Genomic DNA, 20,819 nt, shown 5'->3' on the forward strand with positions numbered 1-20,819 from the left:
CGACAGGGCTCAGCGGGCCGCTGCTTCGCTGATCCGCCGATTGATCTTGGCGGCGCTTGCCTTGAGCAATTCGGATGGTTGCTGGCCGGTCGCGGCGCACAGGCAGGCCCAGTAGTAGATGACGTCGCCGAGCTCTTCGACCAGACCGGCCTTGTCGAGCCAGTCATCGCGCAGCAGCTTCTTGATGTGCTCGGCGACCTCACCCGCTTCGCCCGCGAGGCCCAGTCCAAGATACGACAGCCGTTCGTTGGACGGATGCTCATCGACCTTCGCAATCGTCGCGGCCCAAGCCGCGTATTCATCGATCGTCATCGGCATCCCTCGCCGCTGTTGTCGGATCAGCCCACCACTTCCGTGACCGGCTGGAGATCGATCTCGAACGTCTCCAGGAATTTCGAGGTCATGATGTAGAATCCGACCGAGAGCTGCAGCTCGACCAGTGCGGCCGGCGTTAGTTTTGACGCGATCGCCTTGAAGGTCGCGTCTGTCGGCTTGTGCAGCTTGACGATCTCGTCGGTGAAAGCGAGCGCCGCGCGCTGCACCTCGTTGAAACAGGACGCCGCCTGCCAGTCCGCGAGCGCCTCGTTCTGCGCGTCGGTGACGCCGACATTCTTGCCGATGCGCTTGTGCGCGACAATCTCGTACGGCGCCTCGCACAAGATGCCGGTGCGCGTGATCGCGAGCTCGCGCACGATCGGATCGAGCTCGCCTTTGTGGCGGATGGCGCCGCCGAGCCGGCAATACTGCTCAAAATAACTCGGCGAATGCGACATCATCCGGAAGATGTTGGCATTGCGGTTCTTGCCCAAAATTTCGCGGGTGCGGTCGGACGCCTTGGACGGGTCACTGTAGTCGATGCGGGCCATGATTTGCCTTGAGTGTTTCCTGGAGCCTTTGATGCTTATTGTCGTTGTCGGGCTAAGTTCCCCCAAACTCTATTCGTGCGCGACCGCACGAGCAACAACATCGAGTCAAAATGCCGCCGCATTGCTGATCGACCTTGGCACAGTCGATATTCGCCGCATGGGGACACATTGCAGCGAGTACTCGAAGTGGGGTGTTCCGAGTAAAATAATTGGCCATCGGGTGTGCGGCTCGCACAACGATGAGTCACGCCCAGGTCTAGGGAGAAAACGGCATGAAGGAAGCCACCAAGGGGGCGGCCTCGGGGGCGCTCGCGCATATGCTGGCGGTCATGGCGATGCTGGTCATCGCCAGTATCTTGTTCTACGGGCGCTAGCAAGAGTTGTAAGCGTTTTCGTCATTCCGGGGTGGCTCTCGCACAGGCCAGGCCCAGAATACCCGTTCCAGGCTCGGTCTCTCAGGACCGCCCCCGAATGACGAATCCCACTATTTCCTCCTCATGAAGAACGGCACGAGCTTTCCCGCGAACGGTCTGAAGCTCGCATCGACCTCGTCGCCGATCGCAAGGCCGTTCTCGCCATGCGCCATCATGCGAAAGCCCTCGGCGCAATCGACCAGCAGGATGTTGTAGGGCACATGGGCGCGGGTCTCGGGCGTGGCGGCCCGGCAGACCAGCGACCTCGCGTAGACCCTGCCCTTGCCGCTGGCGCGCTGAGCGCGCGGATCAGCTGCGCCGCAGCCCGCGCAGAAGGCGCGATGAAAATACTGCACGTGACCGCACGCGCCGCAGGTCTGATAGGTGATGGCCTCTTCGCCCTTGGTCCAGTCCGCCAGACGCTCACTCATCGCACCCGCTCCAGAAACATGCTGACATGCGACGACAGCACGCCGCCGTCGCCATGCAGCAGTGCGACCGAGGCGTCCCGCACCTGGCGATGAGCCGCCCGTCCCGTCATCTGCAAATGCGCCTCGACCAGATGCGCCATGGCGCCTCCGACGCCGCAATGGCCGTAGCTGAGCAGGCCGCCATGGGTGTTGAGCGGCATCCCACCGTCGTGGCCAAAATGACCGGCGCGCACGCGCGCGGCCGCCTCGCCGCGGCCGGCCAGCCCAAGGTCTTCCAGCAGCATCGCGAGCGTGATGGTGAAGCTGTCGTAGATGGCGGCGTAGCGTACGTCGGAGATCGCAAGGCCCGTGGCTTGCTTGGCGCGCGCGATCGAGATCTCGGCGCCGAGTTCGCCGAGGCCTGTTGCGGCCGTGACATGCTGATGCGTGTGCGCCTGGGCGCAGCCGCGAATGCGGACCCCCAGCGCTCCGGTCCGCTCGCGGCTGATGACGAAAGCGGCGCCGCCGTCGGACACCGGACAGCAGTCGAGCAGCTTGAGCGGCATCGCCACCGGCTTGGACGCCATCACATCGGCGACCGTGATCGGCTCCTGGAATTGCGCGCCGGGATGGGTGCGGGCATGCGCCCGCATCAGCACCGCGAACTCGGCGAGATCTTGCTCGGTCACGCCGTATTCGTGCATGTACCTGCTGGCAACGAGGCCGTAATAGGCGGGAATGGTCGGGCCCAGCGGCACCTCGTAATCGGGATGGCCGACCTGGGCCAGCGCCTGGATCGAGGCGTCGCGGCTCTGCCCGGTGAGACGGTTCTCGCCGGCAACAACGAGGACGTGGCGCGCCACGCCGGCCTCGACCAGATGATGCGCGAGCATGGTCATCGCAAGCCCGGTCGCGCCGCCAACCTGCACGGCGTGGGCGTAAGCCGGGCGGATGCCGAAATGCTCGGCGAACACGGTCGCGAGCATGATATGCGGCGAGACGGTGGAGTAGCCACAGAGGATTCCGTCGATCTCGGCGCGGTTCAGCCCGGCATCGTCGAGCGCGAGCTGGGCTGCGTTGCTCGTCAGGTCGAGCGAAGACGAGCCTTCATGCTTGCCGAAAGGCGTGAGGCCGACGCCGCTGATGAAGCTCATGGTCCTACCCCGTCATTCCGGGGCGCGACGAAGTCGCGAGCCCGAATCCATCGTACGGCATGCCTGGGGATGGATGGATTCCGGTCTGGCGCCCCCAAAGGGCGCGCCCCGGAATGACGGATGAGAGAGTTTGCGCCATCACTGCCTCCTCTACTCCGCAGCGAACGTGTCACGCCATCGCGGACCATGGTCGCGATCTCATCCACGGAGTAGCCGATCTCGCGCAGGATCTCCGCGCCGTGCTCGTTGAGCCGCGGCGCCAGCCGCACCGGTTCGGCTTCGGTCTCCGACCAGGTGGCCGTCACCTTCATGCTCCGGATCGGGCCCTCCGTGGGATGGTCCACGACCGGGAAGAAACCGGTCGCCTCCAGATGCTCATCATGCAGCACGCCCTGCAGGTCGTGCATCGGCATCACCGGCACGTCGGCTTTGGTGAGAAGGTCGATCCATTCGGCCGTGGTACGCGTCTCGAAAATGCGCGCAAGCTCCGCATAGACGACATCGATGTTGGCGGCGCGACCGGCGAAGGTCGCGAACATCGCGTCCGCCCGCAGATCATCGCGACCGGTTGCTTCGAAGAAACTGTTCCACTGCTTGTCATTGTAGACGATGACGCTGAGATAACCGTCCGACGTCTTGTAGGGCCGGCGGTCGCGCGAGAGGTGACGCGCGTAGCCACCCTTGTCCAGCGGCGGCTCGTAGGTGAGCCCGCCCATGTGGTCGCCCATGACGAAGCCGGCCATGGTCTCGAACATCGGGATGTCGACGCGTTGGCCGCGGCCGGTGCGGTCGCGATGCACGAGGCTGGCGCAGATCGCGCCGACGGCAGTGAGGCCGACGATGCGGTCGACCAGCGCGTTCGGCACATAGCGCGGCACACCGTCGCCGGTCTGCGCCATTAATGCCGGCAACGCGGTGGCGCCCTGGATCAGATCGTCATAGGCGGGCTTGGCGGCATAAGGCCCATCCTGACCGAAGCCGAACACGCCGGCATAGACCAGCCGCGGGTTGACTTCGGAGACGACGTCAAAGCCGAGCTGAAGCCGGGCCATCGCCTGCGGGCGCACGTTGTAAACGAGAACGTCGGCGTCCTTCAAAAGCCGGAGCACCGCTTCGCGGCCGGCGGGTTTCTTCAGATCGAGGCAGATCGACCGTTTGCTGCGGTTGGTGTTGAGAAACACCGGGCCCATGCCGGCGTGACGCATCGGCCCGATCAGGCGGGTGACGTCACCGTCCAGCGACTCTATCTTGATCACGTCGGCACCGTAGTCGCCGAGCATCTGGGTCGCGTAGGGGCCCATCAGCACGGTCGTCATGTCGATGACCTTGATGCCTTTCAGCGGCCCCATCGTTCACTCCCGATTGCGCGGGCTCCAGTCGCGGCTCGCGATCGGTTCAGCTAACGGCAGCAGCACGCGAGGAGCAAGGGCGGCCAACGTATGGCGGCATGCGCAGGCAACGCCGCTTATTTCTTCTGGCGGGCTTCGCGAACCTTGAGGAGACGGTCGAGCTCCTCGTTTTGCGCGCTGATGCGGTCGGCGATCCGCGACTCGCTCTGCTCACCCGACGCCGCCGCGGCCTGCTCGATCAGCTGACGGATGTTGTCCTCAAGGATCGCGATGCGATCGTTGAGGGCTTCGAGAGAGAGCGAGTCTTCGTAGTCATTGCTCATGATACATCCCAGCAAATCAATCAGGAGCCGTAGGGTGGGCCAAGCGAAGCGTGCCCACCATGATCTAGCGCAAGAGAGAAGGTGGGCACGGCGCTTGCGCGCCTTTGCCCGCCGTACGCGACTCTACTTCAACGGCTCCAGCAGGGAGACGTAATTCGCGACCGCCGCACCGCCCATATTGAAAATGCCGCCGAGTGTGGCGTTCTTGATCTGCATGCCCTCGGGCGCCTGTCCCGCAAGCTGCATCGCGGTCATCACGTGCATGGAGACACCGGTGGCGCCGATCGGATGGCCCTTGGCCTTCAGGCCGCCGGACGGATTGACCGGCAGCTTGCCCTCCTTGAGCGTCCAACCTTCCTTGATGGCGCGCGCGCCCTGCCCCTTCGGCGTCAGGCCCATCGCCTCGTACTCGATCAGCTCGGCAACGGTGAAGCAATCATGGGTCTCGACGAAGGAGAGATCGGTGAGCGCAACGCCCGCCTTCTCCAGCGCGCGCTGCCAGGCGACCGTGCAGCCCTCGAACTGGAGGATGTCGCGCTTGCTCATCGGCAGGAAATCCTGGGCGTGCGCGGTCGCCCGGAAGCCGATCGACTTGCTCATGCCCTTGGCGGTCTCGGCGTCGGCCAGCACCAGCGCTGCGGCGCCGTCGGAGACGAGCGAGCAGTCGGTGCGCTTCAGCGGACCCGCGACGTAAGGGTTCTTCTCGCTCTCGGCGCGGCAGAACTCGAAGCCAAAATCCTTGCGCATCTGGGCGAAGGGATTGGCGACGCCGTTCTTGTGGTTCTTGGCCGCGATCAGCGCCAGCGCATCGGACTGGTCGCCGTATTTCTGGAAGTAGGAGCTGGCGATCTTGCCGAACACCCCGGCGAATCCGCCAACCGTGTCGCCGTCCTCGGGCAGATAGGACGCCTTCAACAGGTTCTTGCCGATCTCGGCGCTCGGCGTGCGCGTCATCTGCTCGACACCGACGACCAGCACGATTTTGGCCGCGCCCGCGGCAATCGCGCGTACCCCCTGGTGCACAGCGGCTGATCCCGTGGCGCAGGCGTTCTCGACGCGAGTGGTCGGCTTGAAACGCAGTTTGGGGTCGGCCTGGAGCACCAGCGAGGCGGTAAAATCCTGCGGCGAAAAGCCAGCGTTGAAATGGCCGAGCACGATCTCATCGACATCGGAGGCGGAGATGCCGGCATCGGCCATCGCCTCGTTGGCAACGCGCGTGACCAGGCTTTCGACGGTTTCGGTGTCGAACTTGCCGAACGGCGTATGCGCCCATCCGACGATGCTGGCGGTCATGGTCATCTCCCTCGTCTTTTGCTGACCCTAGTCTTAGCTCAAGGACGGCGAGACTTCACCCGGCTTTCAGGGCCTTGAGCGTGCGCTGGCAGATGGCAGTTATGCCGGCCCAGTTCCCGGCCCTGATCTCCGCCGTCGGGCACAGCCAGGAACCGCCGACCGCCACGACGTTGGGCTCGGCGAGCCAGCTTGCCGCATTGGCCTCGCCGACGCCGCCGGTGGGGCAGAACCGCACATTCGGGAACGGACCGCCGAGCGCGCGCAGGCCCTTGATGCCGCCCGCCTGCTCGGCCGGGAAGAACTTTGCGAGGTCGAGGCCATGGGGCAGCGCCATCATCAACTCGGACGCGGTCGCAATGCCCGGCGCGAACGGCAAGCTGCTGTCGGCCGCGGCCTTCAACAGATCGGGCGTCAAGCCCGGGCTGATGCCAAATTTGACGCCAAGCTTCTCGACCCGAGCGAAGTCGGCCGGATTGAGAATGGTGCCGATGCCGACGATCGCTTCGGGGACTTCGGCCATCATCGCCCTGGCAGCCTCGATCGCAACGGGGGTCCGTAAGGTGACCTCCAGCGTGCGGACGCCGCCGGCAACCAGCGCACGCGCCAGCGGCACGGCATCCTGGATACGCTCGATGGTGAGGACGGGAATAACGGTCGCTGCCTTGAACAGCGCGGCGAGGTGGTTCTGTTGGGCAGTCGTGGTCATCGTTGTCGCTTCTTTACTTGGTTGCCTGGCGAGAGGTCGCCGGCCGGTGCCGCTTCTTCGGGGGCATGGCATAGCCCGGAATGATGGCACCGGGATAGCAGATCACGAGGCTGGCGAGCCGATGCCCGGCCTGGGCGGCCTCGACCGAACCGGAACCGCCGAGCCTGGCGGCAATATAGGCCGCGGCAAAGCTGTCGCCGGCGGCGGTGGTGTCGACCACGGGCTTGGTCATGGGTTCGGCGCGTACCTCGCTCGTCCCGCCCGGAAAGCGCAACAGGCTCACCGGCTCGGCGAGCCGGAACACGAGCTCGGGCGTGGGGATGCGCGCCATCAGCTGATCGCGGCTCTCGCCCGGATAGAGCGCGTGCAGGTCCTCGGTCGAGGTCAGCACGATATCGGCACCTGCGAAGGCCGCAGCAAAGACCTCGCGCGCAACATCGCGATCGGGCCAGCCGCGGGCACGAAAGTGGTATCGAACACGAATCGGGTGCCGAGCAGGCGTGCGCGCTTGATCGCGGCGAACAGGCGCTCGCGCCCGGCTGCGTCGTAGATCGAGAGCGTGATGGCGGAGAGATAGATGATGTCGTAGCTCATCAGCGAGTTGAGGATCTCGTCCGTCTCCGGCAGATCCATCAATCGGCGCGCGGCCGCGCTGTCGCGCCAGTGGAAGAACTGGCGCTCGCCATTGCCGTCCGTTTGGATCATGTAGAGGCCGGGTAGCTTCCCCGGCACACGCACGACCCGTCGGGTCCCGACCCCCTCCGCGGTCCAGGCCGCGACCATCTCATCGCTCAAGCCGTCGTCGCCAAGCGCGGTGAGATAGTCGACCTTGACCTCCAGCCGCGCGAGATAGACGGCGGTGTTGAGGGTGTCTCCGCCGAAGCCACGCGAATATAGGCCACCACCCTGCCCGGCATGTTGTCCCCCTTGGGCCTGCCGGAGCTCGACCATGCATTCGCCGATGCAAGCAACGCTCGCCATCACTTTACCCGCTCAGTCACAGATTACGCGACGAAATTGCCGCCGAGCTCGTCTTCGATGTGAATGCGGATGATATCGTCGAACGTCCTCTCGGCGGTGGTGAAGCCGAGCTCGAGCGACCGCTTTGGGTTGAAGTTGCGCGGCCAGCCGCCGACGATGCCGACGATGAAGGGATCCGGCTCCCGCTTGATGCGCGCGGCCACCTTGTCCCCAGCGACCCGCTTCAGGGCCGCGATCTGCTCGCCGACCGTGGCTGACAGGCCGGGCATGGTGAGGTTGCGGCGCGGGCCGACGGCGGCGAGATCCATCGTGCCGGCATGGAGCAGGAAACCGACGGCAGAGCGCGGTGTGGCGTGCCAGTGGCGGACGTCCTCGGAAACCGGCAACACCGCTTCCTTGCCGGCCAGCGGCTCGCGGAGGATGTTGGAGAAGAAGCCTGATGCCGCCTTGTTGGGCAGGCCGGGCCGGATGCAGATGGTCGGCAGGCGGATGCCGATGCCGTCGAGGAAGCCGCGGCGCGAATAGTCGGCGAGCAGCAATTCACCGATCGCCTTCTGCGCGCCGTAGCTCAACAGCGGGGTGTGGAAGAACTCGTCGCCGATCGCCTCCGGGAACGGCGCGCCGAACACCGCGATCGAGGATGTGAAGACCACGCGCGGCTTGTAGCCGCCGCCCGCAAGCCTGACGGCGTCGAGCAGCATCCGCGTGCCGTCGAGATTGATGCGGTAGCCCTTGTCGAAATCGAGCTCGGCTTCGCCGGACACGATCGCGGCGAGATGGAAGATCACGTCTGGGCGACCGACGATCAGTTTTTCAGCCGCGCCCGGCACAGCAAAGTCTCCGGACACCATCTCGACCGCGAAACCGGCCTTTTCCGGCTTCTTCGGCTCGACCACGTCATGCATGGTCAGCTTGGTGATCTCGCTCTTGCCGAGCCGGCCATCGCGCAACAGCCGTTCACACAATTTGCGGCCGACCATGCCGGCGGCGCCCAGAACCAGAATGTGCAAGAGCCTACTCCTTTTATTGGCCGGAACGCGCCGCTCCTGGTGCGTTCTCCTCACGCTCCCTTGGCGCGCTCTCAAGGCTGGCCCCGCAATCACTCCTTCACGGCGCCGGTCATTGCCGACACATAGTACTCCACGAAGAAGGAATAAAGGATAACTACGGGGACCGAACCGGTCAGGGCTGCGGCCATCAGCGCGCCCCAATGGTAGACGTCGCCATTGACGAGCTCCGTAATGGCGCCGACCGGGATGGTCTTGTTCTCGGATGAGGAGATGAAGGTCAGCGCATAGATGAACTCGTTCCACGACAATGTGAAGGCGAAAATGCCGGCCGAGATCACCCCCGGCAGGGACAGCGGCAGCGTGATCTTCGTCAGGATCTGGAGCCGCGTCGCCCCGTCGATCAGCGCACACTCCTCGAGCTCATAGGGAATGGTGCGGAAGTAGCCCATCAGGAGCCAGGTGCAGAACGGGATCAGGAAGGTCGGATAGGTCAGGATCAGCGCCAAATTGCCGTCGAACAGGCCGAGCTGGAACACGATCGCCGCGAGCGGAATGAACAGGATCGAGGGCGGCACGAGGTAGCCCAGAAAGATCGCCAGGCCGACGTAGCGCGATCCCTTGTAGCGCAGCCGCTCGATCGCGTAGGCCGCGCACACACTGGCAAACAGCGAGATGCAGGTCGAGGACACCGAGACGATCACCGTATTCCACATCCACTGCGGATAATCGGTCTCGAAGAACAGCTTGTTGATGTGCTCGAACGTCGGATGCAGGATCCAGAACGGATTGTACTTCTCGTAGTCGTACATCTCCGCGTCCGGCTTGAACGTCGCAACCGCCATCCAATAGAACGGGAACAGCAGGAAGAACATGATCAGGCCGAGCGGAAGATAGACGCGGAGAAATCTCCGCGGCAGGCTTTCCAAATAGGACATTCCGACGCTTTGGTCGTCCACCGTGGTCATGGTCAGTCCCTTCCGCCCTGCTGCCAGCGAGACCGCTGAAGTCCGAAGAAGCTGAGCAGGATCGCGGCGACCAGGAACAGGATCATCGCATTCGAGATCGCCGCCCCCTCCCCGAGATTGCCGCCGGTGATGGCGCGCTGGAACGACAGCGTCGCCATCAGATGCGTGGCATTGATCGGCCCGCCGCGCGTGATGGTGTAGATCAGCTGGAAATCGGTGAACGTCATCAGCACCGAGAACGTCATGACCACCGCGATGATCGGCGACAGCATCGGCAGGGTAATGTGGCGGAAGCGCTGCAGATTGGTCGCACCGTCGAGATTGGCGGCCTCATAGAGCGAAGGCGAGATGGTCTGGAGCCCCGCGAGCAGCGTGATGGCGACGAAGGGTACCCCGCGCCAGATGTTGGCGACGACCACCGACCAGCGCGCGTTCCAGGGATCGCCGAGGAAGTCGATGTAGTGCGAGATCAGGCCCGCCTTGATCAGCACCCAGGAGATGATCGAGAACTGGCTGTCGTAGATCCACCAGAACGCGATCGCCGAGAGCACCGTCGGCACCACGAAGGGCAGCAGCACGATCGCCCTGATGATCGACTTGAACGGCAGCCGCTCGTTGAGCAGCAGCGCCAGATAGAGTCCGATCGCGAATTTCATGATGCTGGCGGCGACCGTGTAGAAGATTGTGTTGAAGACCGACAGCCAGAACACGGAGTCCTTGGACAGCGAGACGAAGTTCTGGAAGCCGATGTAGCGCCCGACACCGCCGATCTTGGTATCGGTCATGCCGAGCCAGAAACCCAGCGCCAAGGGGTAAGCCAGAAACAGCACAAGGATGGCGATAGCCGGCACCATGAACATCGCGCCCAGAAAGTTCCGGCTTTCGAACGCCCTCGACCACAGGCTGCTGCGCTTGAGATGCGCGGCGACGGGCTCGGCCATAACTGCCATGTCGGACTCCCTGACAGAATAGTTGCGGCGTCCGGCGAACCGGACGCCGCGCGGACTGGAGCAGATCAGACCTGGTAATAGCGCTTGGCGCGCTCGGCAGCACGGGCTGCTGCTTCCTTCGGCGTGGCCTGTCCGGAGGCCGCCTCCGCGAACATGTCGACCACGACGAAGTCGCCCATGACGGCGGCCGAGGCGTAGCCGAGATCGCCGGCATAGCCGTTGTCACGGCAGCGCTTCAGGCAGTCGCGATACGGCGTGATCTTGGGATCGGAGGTCCACACCGGGTTGTCATTGTAGGCCGGGAGCGGCGGCGAGACGTATCCATTGGAGGGAGACTTCCCACGCGTCGTAGTTCTCCTTGTCCATCATGTACTTGATGTATTCCTTGACCGCATTCGGATACTTTGAGTGCTTGTAGCCGTAATAGACCAGCACGTTCTGCTGCTCTGTGGGCACGCCGACGGGGCCGATCGGCATCGGCGCGTGATTCATGTCCTTGGCGATCTCCTGCTGTTTCGGATCGGGGGAGTTCTTGCCGACCGTCCAGATCGAGATGCCGTTCAGGGTCAGACTGAGTTCGCCGTTCAGGAATGCCTTGTTGTTGTTCGAGTCGTTCCATGACAGCACGCCCGGGATGAAGGTCGCATAGAGCTGCTTGACGTATTCGAGCGCCGCAATGGTCTCCGGCGAGTCGATCACGACCTCGTTCTTCTCATTGACGACCTTGCCGCCGAACGCCCACAGCGCCCACTGGCACCAGCCGTTGGCATCGCCCGTGGCGTGGCCGAGCGCGAAGCCGGCCGGCGTGTTGTTCTTCTTCAAGGCCTGGCACAGCTTGAGGAAGCCGTCGGTGTCCTTGGGGAACTCCTCGAAGCCAGCAGCCTTCATGTGGCTGATGCGGTAATTCAAGCAGCCGCCGGTCGCACCTTGCGGGATCGCGATCCAGCCATTGCCCTTCTTGCCGTACTTCTCGGCCACCGGATACCAGCCGCCATACTGCTTGCCGAGATAGTCGGCGACGTCAGTCACGTCGATCAGCTTTTCCGGAAACTTGTGGGGATCGTCGAGCGTGCCGATGATCAGGTCGGGACCGGCACCGACATTGGCGGCGACGGCGGCCTTCGGGCGGATGTCTTCCCAGCTCTCGGCCTCAAGCTTCACCTTCACGCCGGTCTTTTCGGAGAACTTCTTGGTCTGCTCGGCGAACTTGTCGAATTCGGCCTGGATGAACTGCTTCCAGCGCAACACGCAGATCGAAGCGTTCGGTTCCGGCTTGTTGGTCCACTCCGCCGCACGAACCGGGACGATCCCCGGGCCGGCCAGCAGGCCGCGCCGCCGAGGCCCGCTTTGAGCACACTTCGCCTGTCAAAATCGCTCATAGTTCTCTCCCTGAATTTTCTATTTGTTTTGGTTCTTTTTTTCGTCGTTACACGCGCTTACCGGTCGCCTCGTCGAACAGATGAATCACGGACGGATCGGGCTTCAGCCGGACCTTGTCGCCCGGGTTGAACTGGTGACGCTCACGGAACACGGCCACGACCTGCTCACCGCCGAGCTTCGCAAACACCTGCGTCTCGGAGCCGGTCGGCTCGACCACGACGATCTCGGCTTCGGCGCCATCGTCGGCGATGGTGAAATGCTCAGGGCGGACGCCGTAGACCACAGGCCGGCCATCGGACGCGGTCGGCGCGGTCTTGAGCGGCAGCTTGACGCCGTTCGGCCCCTCGAAGCTCGCAACGCCATTGACGCGCACATGGCCCTTCAGGAAGTTCATCGCCGGCGAGCCGATGAAGCCGGCGACGAACTGGTTCTCCGGCGTGTCGTAGAGCTCGAGCGGTGTGCCCATCTGCTCGACGATGCCGTCATGCATCACGACGATCTTGTCGGCCATGGTCATGGCCTCGATCTGGTCGTGGGTGACGTAGACGGTGGTCGTCTTCAGCCGCTGGTGCAGTTCCTTGATCTCGGTGCGCATGGCGACGCGCAACTTGGCGTCGAGGTTCGACAAGGGCTCGTCGAACAGGAACACCTGGGGATCGCGCACGATGGCGCGGCCCATAGCGACGCGCTGCCGCTGACCGCCGGAGAGCTGGCGCGGATAGCGATCGAGCAGCGGCGACAACGCGAGAATTTCGGCGGCGCGCTTGACCCGCTTGTTGATCTCCTCGGTGCTCTCGCCGCGCAGCTTCATCGAGAAGCCCATGTTCTCGCCAACCGTCATGTGCGGATAGAGCGCGTAGTTCTGGAACACCATCGCAATGTCCCGCTCCTTGGGCTGGACATTGTTGACGACCCGATCGCCGATCGAGATCGTGCCGGAGGTGATGTTCTCGAGGCCCGCGAGCATGCGCAGGAGCGTCGACTTGCCGCAGCCGGAGGGGCCAACCAGGACGACGAACTGGCCATCCTCGATCGGAATCGAGACGCCGTGCAGGACTTCAAAATTGCCGAACGATTTCCGCACGTCGCGGATTTGCACAGACGACATTTAGCTCCCTCCTTCGACTCGACGACGCAATTGTCGCGCCGCCACCGTCTTGTTTTTGTGAACTTCGCCGAACGAAGCCCGCTCTTAACCAGCGACATTGTCGGCAGTTTGTGCGGTTTTGGCAATTTGGTCTTTGGTTATTCGTTGCTGGTAGCGCTGTCAACGTTCCTTTGTTTGCGGAAGTGACTGTGTTAAGAGCAGCCTATGGGTCGAAAGCGCACCAAGTCAGGCAAAATCCGGCTGGCAGAAGTCGCCGAGCACGCCGGTGTGAGCCCGATCACCGCCTCCCGCTTCTTTCGCAATCCGGAGGCGCTGTCGGTCGCCAAGCGGGCGCGGGTTGAAAGCGCGGCCAGGGAGCTCGGCTATGTGCCGAACCTGGCGGCACGCGCGCTGGCTTCGCAGCGCACGGAAGTGATCGGTGTCTTGATTCCGTCGTTGACCAACAATGTCTTCTCGGACGTGCTGCGCGGCATCTATCATGCGTCCGAGAACAGCCGTTACTCGATCCAATTGTCCAACACACGCTACAGTATTCTCCAGGAGGAGAAGCTTTTGCGCATCTTTCTTGCGCAGAAGCCGGCCGGACTGATCGTCACGGGGATCGACCAGACCGCGGAATCGCGCACGATGCTAGAAGCGGCCGACTGCCCGATCGTGCAGATCATGGAGCTCGGGCCCAACCCGGTCGACATGATGATCGGCTTTTCGCACTATGATGCGGCGCGTGCCGCGCTTGACCATTTGCTGGAGCAAGGCCACCGCAGGATTGGGTTCCTCGGTGCGCGCATGGATCCACGGGTGCAGCGGCGGCTCGACGGCTATCAGGCCGCGATGAAGGAAGCCGGACTTTTCGAGCAACGTCTCGTCGTCACGACTGCGACCCCCACCTCGGTGACGCTCGGCGGCGCCCTGTTTGCCGATCTCCTGGGGCGGGAGCCTGATATCGATGCGGTGTTCTGTGCCAATGACGACCTTGCGCTCGGCGTGCTGTTTGAATGCCGCCGCCGCGAGATCGCCATCCCCGAGCAGATGGCGATCATCGGATTCAACGACCTCGAATTCATGGCGTCTGCCGTCCCCACCCTCACCAGTGTGCGCACCAACCGCTATGAGATGGGCCGAACCGCCGCCACCATGCTGATCGATGCGATCGAAGGGCGGCGGCCGGAGCGGCCGGTGCTCGACCTCGGCTTCAAGGTGATGGAGCGCCAGAGTTCGTCGTTGCGGCGATCGGACACCAGGCCAATCCTGTCCGGTGCGGGCGTCGAGAACAAAATGGTAGCGTTACCAAGCAGCCATGATTAATATCGAGCTTGTGAGGAAACGACCCACCAACGGGAGCCAGGCCATAGCTCACGCCGTTGGGCATCGCACACGCCGACAACCCAAGACGAACACCAGTGACGGACCGCCGGTGCGCTTGCATTGCAGGAGAAACCAATGACAAAAAAACCGACCAATGGGCACGCGCCCACAGGCAACGGCACTCGCCGCCACCTTCGCTCGCAGGAATGGTTCAACAACCCGCATAATCCGGGCATGACCGCGCTCTATATGGAGCGTTACCTCAACTACGGCCTCACCCGCGCCGAGTTGCAGTCCGGCAAGCCGATCATCGGCATCGCCCAGACCGGCAATGACCTCTCGCCCTGCAACCGCCACCACATCGAGCTCGCCCATCGCGTTCGCGAGGGCATCCGCGAGGCCGGTGGCATTGCCATGGAATTCCCGACCCATCCGATTCAGGAGACCGGCAAGCGCCCGACCGCGGCGCTCGACCGCAACCTCGCCTATCTCGGCCTCGTCGAGATCCTGTACGGCTATCCGCTCGACGGCGTGGTGCTGACCACCGGCTGCGACAAGACCACGCCTGCCTGCATGATGGCGGCAGCGACCGTCAACCTGCCGGCGATCGTGCTGTCGGGCGGCCCGATGCTGAACGGCTGGCACAATGGCGAGCGCACGGGTTCGGGCACCATCGTCTGGAAGTCGCGCGAGCGCCTCGCCGCCGGCGAGATCGGCTACGAAGAATTCATGGAGATCGTGGCGTCTTCGGCACCCTCGGTCGGCCATTGCAACACGATGGGCACCGCTTCGACCATGAACGGGCTTGCCGAAGCGCTCGGCTTCTCGCTGCCGGGCTGTGCGGCGATCCCCGCGCCCTATCGGGAGCGCGGCCAGATCGCCTATGAGACCGGTAAGCGCGCCGTCGAGATGGTCTGGGAAGATCTGAAACCCTCGGACATCCTGACCCGCAAGGCGTTCGAGAACTGCATCGTGATCAATTCCGCAATTGGCGGCTCGACCAACGCCCCGATCCACATCAACGCGCTGGCGCGCCATATCGGCGTGGAGCTGTCGATCGACGACTGGCAGAAGTTCGGCCACGACGTGCCGCTGCTGGTCAACATGCAGCCGGCCGGCTTCTATCTCGGCGAGGAGTTTCACCGCGCCGGCGGCGTGCCGGCCGTGGTGCGCGAATTGATGAAGCACAAGCGCATCCACGAGGACGCGGTCACGGTGAACGGCCGCGGCATTGGCGAGAACTGCGCCAATGCGCCCGTGCCGGACAACGACGTGATCTGGGCCTACGACAAGCCCTTGGTGAAGGACGCCGGCTTCCTGGTGCTGCGCGGCAATCTGTTCGATTCCGCGATCATGAAGACCAGCGTGATCTCCAAGGAGTTTCGCGAGCGCTACCTCAGCAATCCGAAAGACCTCAACGCCTTCGAGGGCCGCGCCGTCGTGTTCGAGGGGCCGGAGGATTATCACGCGCGGATCGACGATGCGTCGCTCGACATCGACGAGCGCTGTGTGCTGTTCATCCGCGGCACCGGCCCGATCGGCTATCCCGGCGGCGCCGAGGTGGTGAACATGCAGCCGCCCGCGGCGCTGATCAAACGCGGCATCCACTCCCTGCCCTGCATCGGCGACGGCCGCCAGTCCGGCACCTCGGGCTCGCCCTCGATCCTCAACGCCTCACCGGAAGCCGCCGCCAATGGCGGGCTTGCGGTCCTGAGGACCGGCGACAAGGTGCGCGTCGACCTCAACAAGGGCAGCGCCAACATCCTGATCTCCGACGACGAGTTGAAGAAGCGCCACGCCGAACTCAACGCCAATGGCGGCTTCAAGCATCCGCCGAACCAGACGCCGTGGCAGGAGCTCTATCGCAACACCGTCGGCCAGCACGCGACCGGCGCCTGCATGGAGCTCGCCACGCGCTACCAGAACGTCGCCGGCGCGTTCGGCGTGGCCCGGGATAATCACTGAGAACCACACCGTCATTGCGAGCGTAGGGAAGCAATCCAGAGATATCTCCGCGGAGACAGTCTGGATTGCTTCGTCGCAAGAGCTCCTCGCAATGACGTGGGGTTGGCGTTGGACGAATCCAAAGGAGAACAACAAAATGACAGACCGCCTCAAAGGCAAGCGCGCAGTCGTTACCGCCGCAGCCGCCGGCATCGGGCGCGCATGCGCGATCGCATTCGCGCGTGAGGGCGCCACCGTCATCGCGACCGACATCAATGAAGGCGGCATCGCGAGCTTGGTCAAGGAGGGCATCGCCGAGACGGCCAAGCTCGACGTGCGCAACACCGCCGACGTCAACGCCTTTGCCAAGCGCATCGGCAAGGTCGACATCCTGCTCAATGCGGCCGGTTTCGTGCACCACGGCACCATCCTGGACTGTTCGGAAGAGGACTGGGATTTCTCGTTCGACCTCAACGTCAAGTCCATGCACCGGACCATCAAGGCGTTCCTGCCGGCAATGCTCGCAGCCGGCGGCGGCAGCATCGTCAACATCTCGTCTTGCGCGGCGCTGCGGCCGCCGGCGAACCGCTATGCCTACAGCGCTTCCAAAGCCGCGGTGTCGCTGCTGACGCGCGCGGTTGCGCTCGACTTCATCACGCAAGGCATTCGCTGCAACAGCATCTGCCCGGGCACCGTCGAGACCCCCTCGATGCTCGACCGCGCCGCGGCCCAAGGACCGCAGGGCAAGGAGATGTTCATCTCCCGCCAGAAGATGGGCCGGCTCGGCACCGCCGACGAAATCGCATCCATGGCGGTCTATCTCGGCAGCGACGAGAGCGCCTTCACCACCGGCGTCGACCTCGTCGTCGACGGCGGCTACATGCTCTGACGCCGAAGGCGGCCTGCATGAACAAGATCGATCTCAACGGCCGCGTTGCCGTCGTCACCGGCGGCGCGCAAGGCTTTGGCCGCGCCATCACCGAGCGCTTCGTCGCCTCCGGCGCCAAGGTCGCGATCTGGGATTTCGATGCCGCACTGGCGGACAAGACCGCCAGGGAGATCGGCGACAACGTCCGCGTCTTCAGGGTTGACGTGACCGACAGCGCAGGCGTCGAGCAGGCACGCGATGCGACGCTCGCCGCCTTCGGCCGGATCGAGATCCTGGTCAACAATGCCGGCATTGCCGGCGTCAACAAGCCGGTCTGGGAGACCGATCTCGAGGAATGGCGCAAGGTGCTGCGCATCAATCTCGACGGCCCTTTCATCGTCTGCAAGGCGATCGTGGCGACGATGCTCAAGCAGAAATACGGGCGCATCGTGAACATCGCCTCGATCGCCGGCAAGGAAGGCAATCCGAACGCCTCGCACTATTCGGCCTCCAAAGCCGGTCTGATCGCGCTGACGAAGTCGCTCGGCAAGGAGCTCGCAGCTCACGACATTCTCGTGAATGCCGTGACGCCTGCGGCGGCGAGGACCGCGATCTTCGACCAGATGACGCAGCAGCATATCGACTTCATGCTGTCGAAAATTCCGAAGGGCCGCTTCGTGCTGGTGGAAGAGCTCGCCGCGATGGTGGCCTGGCTCGCATCGGAAGATTGCGGCTTCTCCACCGGCGCAGTGTTTGATATTTCCGGCGGACGAGCGACCTATTGAGGGCGTCATGATCAGGGAAGGCGGATGCCTGTGCGGCGCGGTGCGGTTCAAAGCGGAGGGCGAGCCGCTCAACGTCCGCATCTGCCACTGCCGCTTGTGCCAGAAGGCGATGGGCTCGCCCTACTTCGCCCGCGCGCAGTTCGACCAGCGCGCCCTCAGCGTCGAAGGCGACACCGAGCGCTATGCGTCGTCCGAGCACATCGACCGCGTGTTCTGCAAGCGCTGCGGCACGCGCCTGTTCTCCTGGCGGCGCAACGGCACGCTGGCGGGTGTCGCGCTCGCGACCTTCGACGACCGCAACGCCTTTGCGCCGGCCGAGCACATCTGGGTCAGCGAAAAGATGGGCTGGGTGGCGATCGAGGACGGCATGATCCGGTATGAGGGGACGATCCCGACGTAGCTCTTCCGGCGCCAAGGCAAGGCTCGGCGCCAAGGCTGCTGGTCCCGCCGATCATTTGCAGCGTGGCATTTTGGAACCGGGCGCCCTATGTTGACCTGACGTGTTGCTGTACCGCCGGTTTGGCCGGGACCGCTGCAAGGCCGCAGGCAAACCGGGACAGACGAGCCGTGAACATTTCCCTCTATGATCTCTCCGTCTGGGTGCTGCCGCTCGTGCTCGCCATCACCTTCCACGAGGCCGCGCACGGCTTTGTCGCGCACCGCCTCGGCGACAACACGGCCTGGCAGCTCGGCCGCGTCAGCTTCAACCCGCTCCGGCACATCGACCCGTTCGGCACCCTGATCCTGCCGGCGATGCTGTTGTTTGCGCATTCGCCGTTCCTGTTCGGCTATGCCAAACCTGTGCCCGTCAATTTTCGCAACCTCAACAATCCCAGGCTCGACATGGTCTGGGTGGCGCTGGCCGGGCCTGTCACCAACATCCTGCTGGCGCTGGTCGCCGGCCTTGCCCTCCACGCGCTGCCCTGGGCCCCGGCAAACTCGGCGCAGTGGATCTTCGACAACCTGAAGAATGCGCTGTTGATCAATGCCGTGCTCGCCGTCTTCAACATGATGCCGATCCCGCCGCTGGACGGCGGGCGGGTCGCGGTCGGGCTCTTGCCCCGGCCGCTCGCGCTGCCGCTGGCGCGGCTGGAGCCGTTCGGCATGCTGATCCTCATCGGGCTGCTGATCCTGCTACCGTTGGTGGGTTCCCAGTTCGGTCTAAATCTTGATGTTATTTCAGCAATACTGCGAACGTTGACCGGATATGTGATTCAGGCTGTTCTCTTGCTGACCGGCAATGCGTAGTTGATGCAGGACTTTGAAGACAAACCCGAAGGGCCCGAGGCCAACTTGGTCAAAGCTGCTGATATGCTGATCGCGCGACGCGCCGACACCCGTGCCCGCGCCGATTTCGCCACCTGGAAGATGATGGCCAAGCTCAACGGCCTGTCAGCCCTGCCTGCGGACGCGCAGGGCTTTCTCGCCGGCTACAAGAACCTGCTGGAGCGGACGAGCGAGGCCGAAGCGACCGAGGCCTGCATCGCTGAGGTCTACAAGGCCTACTATCTGGAGATGGGCGGCGGCGGAAACCCGCCCGACGTCCGCCCGCGGCCTGCGGAGCCGGTGGCGGACAATGTTACCGCGTTCCGGCGCCCCGCGCCCAAGCCGAAGAAGACCCGGACATTCGGCGCCGCGACGTTTGGCGGAGCCCAGAAGCGCCCGCTGCCGGTGGCGCTGATCTTCGCCTGCCTCGTGGTGGTCTACGTCTCGATCCAGTATTACTGGCGCTGACGGCGACCTGACTATTTCGGTTTCTTGAAGTTCACGGGCAGGCTGAAGGAAAACTCATCGTCCGTCAGCTCGGCCGGCGGAGCGGGCACAGGATCCGAGCGACGCACCATTGATATGGCCGCGTCGTCGAAGGCTGGATCCCCTGAAGACTCCGCGACATTCACGGACACCACATTACCACGCCGGTTCAGGACCAGGCTGAGCTTGACCGTCGTCGTCTTGCTCTTGTCCTTGGGATAGCGCTTGTGGATCTCGAAATAGGCGCTGATCCGCTTGCCCCAGTCGGCCGTCAGCTTGCGAGCGTCCTTGCCGATGCCCTGGTGCGGCGCGGCCGCTTTCTCATCCTCGCGCGCGTTCTCGTCTAGCGCCTGTCTCGCCGACTCCACGGCATTCGGCATTTCCTCGACAGCCTGGGTTTCGACCTTGGCCACCTTCGTGCTGTCCTCAACCGGCTTCTTGGAATCGTTCTCGGTAACGAGCCGGTCCGGGTCTTCGGCTTCCTGGGGTTGATCCTTCGGCAGATCGGTCTCTTTGACCTCGGCCTGCTGCTGCATTTGCTGCGGCTGGAATTGCGAGGCCTCACTGTCCGGCCCGGGCGGCAGATCCGTTTCCGGAAGCTTTGGCGAGGTCATTTCGACGGCATATTCCGCCCCGTTGGCCCCAAGGCCATCGTCTCCGTCGTCACTGCGCAGGTTCGCAAGCGCCAGCGCGGCCCCGCCAAGATGCAGCACAAGCGCGGCGAGGGCGGCCAGTATCCACAGCCGCCGGGATGGTTTTGCCTCGATCAGAGGATCAGACATCGCGCTGCCATCAGGGCTGGGCTGCCCCTTGCGACGGCGCAGCCGCCGCAGGAGCCGCTTCGAGCGCCACCAGCTTGACCCTAGAATAACCGCCGGCGCGCAGGATTTCCATGACTCCCATCAACTCGCCGTAAGGCACGACCTTGTCGGCGCGCAGGAACACATATTTGTCCTTGCTCATGTCGGCGATCCCGTCGAGCGAGCTGACCAGATCGGTTCGCTTGACCGGATTTTCTCCGATGGCGAGCGTCAGATCGGGCTTGATGCTGACATAGGTCGGCTTGTCCGGCTTCTTCTGCGGCGTTGCGCTCGACGTCGGCAGGTCGATCGGCAGATCGACCGTCGACAACGGTGCTGCGACCATGAAGATGATCAGCAGCACCAGAATGACGTCGATGAACGGCGTGACGTTGATGTCATGCGTCTCGGCGAAGTCGTCGTCGTCGAGATCGTTATCAGCGATCGAAGTGCCCAT

General features: G+C 63.8%; 21 protein-coding genes and 2 pseudogenes. 7 read left to right on the forward strand and 16 right to left on the reverse strand.

The window, feature by feature from the left end; genetic code table 11:
- Positions 1-9: 9 nt before the first annotated feature.
- The 14 genes and pseudogenes from AB8Z38_RS09360 to AB8Z38_RS09425 form a co-directional block, all read right to left on the reverse strand.
- Positions 10-312 (reverse strand): nucleoside triphosphate pyrophosphohydrolase family protein, encoded by a 303-nt coding sequence (locus AB8Z38_RS09360; protein ID WP_369724472.1) that lies wholly within the window; start codon positions 310-312, stop codon positions 10-12.
- A 26-nt stretch (positions 313-338) separates the two neighbouring features.
- Positions 339-866, reverse strand: coding sequence for a carboxymuconolactone decarboxylase family protein (locus AB8Z38_RS09365; RefSeq protein ID WP_369724473.1), 528 nt, complete (start codon positions 864-866; stop codon positions 339-341).
- 484 nt (positions 867-1,350) lie between these two features.
- On the reverse strand, positions 1,351-1,710 hold the full coding sequence (locus AB8Z38_RS09370; RefSeq protein WP_369724475.1) for a Zn-ribbon domain-containing OB-fold protein: 360 nt from the start codon (positions 1,708-1,710) through the stop codon (positions 1,351-1,353).
- The gene (locus tag AB8Z38_RS09375; RefSeq protein ID WP_369724477.1) at positions 1,707-2,843 is read right to left on the reverse strand and encodes a thiolase family protein; all 1,137 of its coding nucleotides are present in this window, start codon (positions 2,841-2,843) and stop codon (positions 1,707-1,709) included. The genes AB8Z38_RS09370 and AB8Z38_RS09375 overlap by 4 nt, the downstream gene beginning before the upstream one ends.
- Positions 2,840-4,192: a CaiB/BaiF CoA transferase family protein gene (locus AB8Z38_RS09380; RefSeq protein ID WP_369724479.1), complete on the reverse strand. Its 1,353-nt coding sequence runs from the start codon at positions 4,190-4,192 to the stop codon at positions 2,840-2,842. Before AB8Z38_RS09380 ends, AB8Z38_RS09375 begins: the two co-directional genes overlap by 4 nt.
- A 116-nt stretch (positions 4,193-4,308) precedes the next feature.
- Positions 4,309-4,515 (reverse strand): hypothetical protein, encoded by a 207-nt coding sequence (locus tag AB8Z38_RS09385; RefSeq protein WP_369724481.1) that lies wholly within the window; start codon positions 4,513-4,515, stop codon positions 4,309-4,311.
- A gap of 123 nt (positions 4,516-4,638) precedes the next feature.
- Positions 4,639-5,808 carry an acetyl-CoA acetyltransferase gene (locus AB8Z38_RS09390; RefSeq protein ID WP_369724483.1) on the reverse strand — a complete coding sequence of 390 codons (1,170 nt, stop codon included), beginning with the start codon at positions 5,806-5,808 and terminating at the stop codon, positions 4,639-4,641.
- Between the two features lie 55 nt (positions 5,809-5,863).
- A complete protein-coding gene (gene eda / locus AB8Z38_RS09395) occupies positions 5,864-6,514 on the reverse strand; it encodes a bifunctional 4-hydroxy-2-oxoglutarate aldolase/2-dehydro-3-deoxy-phosphogluconate aldolase (RefSeq protein ID WP_369724485.1) in 651 nt (216 codons plus the stop codon).
- A 13-nt stretch (positions 6,515-6,527) separates the two neighbouring features.
- Positions 6,528-7,495: pseudogene (locus AB8Z38_RS09400) on the reverse strand (sugar kinase).
- 23 nt (positions 7,496-7,518) lie between these two features.
- Positions 7,519-8,505, reverse strand: coding sequence for a D-erythronate dehydrogenase (denD, locus tag AB8Z38_RS09405; protein ID WP_369724487.1), 987 nt, complete (start codon positions 8,503-8,505; stop codon positions 7,519-7,521).
- A gap of 89 nt (positions 8,506-8,594) precedes the next feature.
- Positions 8,595-9,470 carry a carbohydrate ABC transporter permease gene (locus AB8Z38_RS09410; protein WP_369724489.1) on the reverse strand — a complete coding sequence of 292 codons (876 nt, stop codon included), beginning with the start codon at positions 9,468-9,470 and terminating at the stop codon, positions 8,595-8,597.
- A 2-nt stretch (positions 9,471-9,472) separates the two neighbouring features.
- Positions 9,473-10,420, reverse strand: coding sequence for a carbohydrate ABC transporter permease (locus AB8Z38_RS09415; protein WP_369724491.1), 948 nt, complete (start codon positions 10,418-10,420; stop codon positions 9,473-9,475).
- A 65-nt stretch (positions 10,421-10,485) separates the two neighbouring features.
- Positions 10,486-11,799 (reverse strand): annotated as a pseudogene (locus AB8Z38_RS09420) (ABC transporter substrate-binding protein).
- Positions 11,800-11,846: 47 nt separating this feature from the next.
- Positions 11,847-12,908 (reverse strand): ABC transporter ATP-binding protein, encoded by a 1,062-nt coding sequence (locus AB8Z38_RS09425; protein ID WP_369724493.1) that lies wholly within the window; start codon positions 12,906-12,908, stop codon positions 11,847-11,849.
- Positions 12,909-13,112: 204 nt separating this feature from the next.
- On the opposite strand from AB8Z38_RS09425, the gene AB8Z38_RS09430 reads away from it, so the two are divergent.
- The 7 genes from AB8Z38_RS09430 to AB8Z38_RS09460 all read left to right on the forward strand — a co-directional run bounded on the left by AB8Z38_RS09430 (position 13,113) and on the right by AB8Z38_RS09460 (position 19,544).
- The gene (locus tag AB8Z38_RS09430; RefSeq protein WP_369724495.1) at positions 13,113-14,213 is read left to right on the forward strand and encodes a LacI family DNA-binding transcriptional regulator; all 1,101 of its coding nucleotides are present in this window, start codon (positions 13,113-13,115) and stop codon (positions 14,211-14,213) included.
- Positions 14,214-14,348: 135 nt separating this feature from the next.
- Positions 14,349-16,178 (forward strand): IlvD/Edd family dehydratase, encoded by a 1,830-nt coding sequence (locus AB8Z38_RS09435; RefSeq protein ID WP_369724497.1) that lies wholly within the window; start codon positions 14,349-14,351, stop codon positions 16,176-16,178.
- Between the two features lie 136 nt (positions 16,179-16,314).
- On the forward strand, positions 16,315-17,046 hold the full coding sequence (locus tag AB8Z38_RS09440; protein ID WP_369724499.1) for an SDR family oxidoreductase: 732 nt from the start codon (positions 16,315-16,317) through the stop codon (positions 17,044-17,046).
- A 17-nt stretch (positions 17,047-17,063) separates the two neighbouring features.
- Entirely contained in the window at positions 17,064-17,810 is a 747-nt protein-coding gene (locus AB8Z38_RS09445; RefSeq protein WP_369724501.1) for an SDR family NAD(P)-dependent oxidoreductase, read from the forward strand.
- Positions 17,811-17,817: 7 nt separating this feature from the next.
- Positions 17,818-18,210 (forward strand): GFA family protein, encoded by a 393-nt coding sequence (locus AB8Z38_RS09450; protein WP_369724503.1) that lies wholly within the window; start codon positions 17,818-17,820, stop codon positions 18,208-18,210.
- A 167-nt stretch (positions 18,211-18,377) separates the two neighbouring features.
- A complete protein-coding gene (locus tag AB8Z38_RS09455) occupies positions 18,378-19,058 on the forward strand; it encodes a site-2 protease family protein (RefSeq protein WP_369724505.1) in 681 nt (226 codons plus the stop codon).
- A 63-nt stretch (positions 19,059-19,121) separates the two neighbouring features.
- On the forward strand, positions 19,122-19,544 hold the full coding sequence (locus AB8Z38_RS09460) for a hypothetical protein (protein ID WP_369726791.1): 423 nt from the start codon (positions 19,122-19,124) through the stop codon (positions 19,542-19,544).
- 11 nt (positions 19,545-19,555) lie between these two features.
- Here AB8Z38_RS09460 and AB8Z38_RS09465 read toward each other — a convergent pair whose 3' ends face one another.
- Both AB8Z38_RS09465 and exbD read right to left on the reverse strand, forming a co-directional pair.
- Entirely contained in the window at positions 19,556-20,344 is a 789-nt protein-coding gene (locus tag AB8Z38_RS09465) for an energy transducer TonB (protein WP_369724507.1), read from the reverse strand.
- Between the two features lie 10 nt (positions 20,345-20,354).
- The gene (gene exbD, locus AB8Z38_RS09470; protein ID WP_369724509.1) at positions 20,355-20,819 is read right to left on the reverse strand and encodes a TonB system transport protein ExbD; all 465 of its coding nucleotides are present in this window, start codon (positions 20,817-20,819) and stop codon (positions 20,355-20,357) included.

Origin of the sequence: Bradyrhizobium sp. LLZ17 (assembly GCF_041200145.1) — a bacterium.
Lineage (GTDB): Bacteria > Pseudomonadota > Alphaproteobacteria > Rhizobiales > Xanthobacteraceae > Bradyrhizobium.

Coding starts and splice junctions, on each gene's coding strand:
- AB8Z38_RS09360 (WP_369724472.1), bottom strand. CDS start 312: ATGACGATCGATGAATACGCGGCTTGGGCCGCGACGATTGCGAAGGTC.
- AB8Z38_RS09390 (WP_369724483.1), bottom strand. CDS start 5,808: ATGACCGCCAGCATCGTCGGATGGGCGCATACGCCGTTCGGCAAGTTC.
- eda (WP_369724485.1), bottom strand. CDS start 6,514: ATGACCACGACTGCCCAACAGAACCACCTCGCCGCGCTGTTCAAGGCA.
- AB8Z38_RS09375 (WP_369724477.1), bottom strand. CDS start 2,843: ATGAGCTTCATCAGCGGCGTCGGCCTCACGCCTTTCGGCAAGCATGAA.
- AB8Z38_RS09430 (WP_369724495.1), top strand. CDS start 13,113: ATGGGTCGAAAGCGCACCAAGTCAGGCAAAATCCGGCTGGCAGAAGTC.
- AB8Z38_RS09415 (WP_369724491.1), bottom strand. CDS start 10,420: ATGGCAGTTATGGCCGAGCCCGTCGCCGCGCATCTCAAGCGCAGCAGC.
- exbD (WP_369724509.1), bottom strand. CDS start 20,819: ATGGGCACTTCGATCGCTGATAACGATCTCGACGACGACGACTTCGCC.
- AB8Z38_RS09440 (WP_369724499.1), top strand. CDS start 16,315: ATGACAGACCGCCTCAAAGGCAAGCGCGCAGTCGTTACCGCCGCAGCC.
- AB8Z38_RS09425 (WP_369724493.1), bottom strand. CDS start 12,908: ATGTCGTCTGTGCAAATCCGCGACGTGCGGAAATCGTTCGGCAATTTT.
- AB8Z38_RS09445 (WP_369724501.1), top strand. CDS start 17,064: ATGAACAAGATCGATCTCAACGGCCGCGTTGCCGTCGTCACCGGCGGC.
- AB8Z38_RS09450 (WP_369724503.1), top strand. CDS start 17,818: ATGATCAGGGAAGGCGGATGCCTGTGCGGCGCGGTGCGGTTCAAAGCG.
- AB8Z38_RS09435 (WP_369724497.1), top strand. CDS start 14,349: ATGACAAAAAAACCGACCAATGGGCACGCGCCCACAGGCAACGGCACT.
- AB8Z38_RS09370 (WP_369724475.1), bottom strand. CDS start 1,710: ATGAGTGAGCGTCTGGCGGACTGGACCAAGGGCGAAGAGGCCATCACC.
- AB8Z38_RS09380 (WP_369724479.1), bottom strand. CDS start 4,192: ATGGGGCCGCTGAAAGGCATCAAGGTCATCGACATGACGACCGTGCTG.
- AB8Z38_RS09410 (WP_369724489.1), bottom strand. CDS start 9,470: ATGACCACGGTGGACGACCAAAGCGTCGGAATGTCCTATTTGGAAAGC.
- AB8Z38_RS09460 (WP_369726791.1), top strand. CDS start 19,122: ATGCTGATCGCGCGACGCGCCGACACCCGTGCCCGCGCCGATTTCGCC.
- AB8Z38_RS09365 (WP_369724473.1), bottom strand. CDS start 866: ATGGCCCGCATCGACTACAGTGACCCGTCCAAGGCGTCCGACCGCACC.
- AB8Z38_RS09385 (WP_369724481.1), bottom strand. CDS start 4,515: ATGAGCAATGACTACGAAGACTCGCTCTCTCTCGAAGCCCTCAACGAT.
- AB8Z38_RS09465 (WP_369724507.1), bottom strand. CDS start 20,344: ATGTCTGATCCTCTGATCGAGGCAAAACCATCCCGGCGGCTGTGGATA.